Consider the following 1,174-nt stretch of genomic DNA (forward strand, 5'->3'; position numbering starts at 1 on the left):
AATGCAGTTGGTTCTGCACTCTCATCCCAACGAAGAATATGGCCATACTTATTGTCTAAACGTGGATTAGCTGGGTTTGTCCCTGTTGTCGCATCACGGCGCGTATTGTTAGTGAGAGTGAGATAAACACTACCTGTAATTGGATCGACTGCACACCATTCTGGACGGTCCATTGGGGTTGCGCCCACGGCATCCGCCGCTCCTGGAGTGTTAAGAATCAATTCACCAAGAGAAGAGAACATATCGCCCAAGGTTGAGCCAGCCGTTAGGCTGTTATCTGCAATATAGTTGTCTGATAACGCCGTGCTCAATACTAGAGGGATCCACTCACCAGTGTTGTCGTCATTAAAGCGCATAACATACAGCGTGCCCTCATCCATGTACTTCGCACCTGTGGCTAAACGATCGCTTGGCGATGCATCTGCTGCATCCCAAAGTGCGGTGGATACGAACTTATACATATATTCAAAGCGCCCATCATGACCTGTATAAAATACAACGGGTTGTCCAACGGTTAACTTACCGAAGACACAGCCTTCATGACGAATGCGACCTAGTGCAGTGCGTTTAACCGCCATGCTTGTGTTGTCGTATGGGTCGATTTCAACAATATAACCGTGGCCATTTGGCTCGTTACGGTAATCCGTTGTTGGACCTGAGCCAGATGGCGTCGCGTCAAAACGCGTGAACTCATCGGCGACTTCAGAGCCGTCACCTTTTACATCATCCCAACCGTAGCGCGTATCGTCATCGTCTACACCAAGACGTTCATCCGCTGTGCTGCGCGTACCGGTATTAACAAAATAACCAGGCCAGTTTTCTTCACATGTGAGATAGGTTCCCCAAGGAGTATAGCCATTGCCACAGTTATTCAATGTTCCACGAACACGGTCCCCCGCTTGTGAATATGGCGTCACTAGCACTGAAGGATCTTGAGTAACAGGCCCCGAGATGCGCATTTCTGTCGCACCCGTAAAACGACGATTATATGAGTCATTGTCGACAACAGACCAAGTATCACCAGTTAAACGAATACGGATAACAGAAACACCGTGTGCGTTGATTTCTTTGCGTACTTCTTCAACATCTGTGCGCATACCGGTAATCGCGTCACGTGTTGCACCAGCAGGGTTAAGTGCATTTTGGTCGATATATTCGTGGTTGATACACAACA

Annotated in this window: 1 protein-coding gene; it reads right to left on the reverse strand. The window is 48.3% G+C overall.

Annotated features, from left to right (window positions below):
* On the reverse strand, positions 1 to 1,174 hold a 1,174-nt coding region (locus A3738_RS01525; RefSeq protein WP_156503880.1), incomplete at both ends, for a PhoX family phosphatase.

This window comes from Oleiphilus sp. HI0066, from assembly GCF_001635725.1.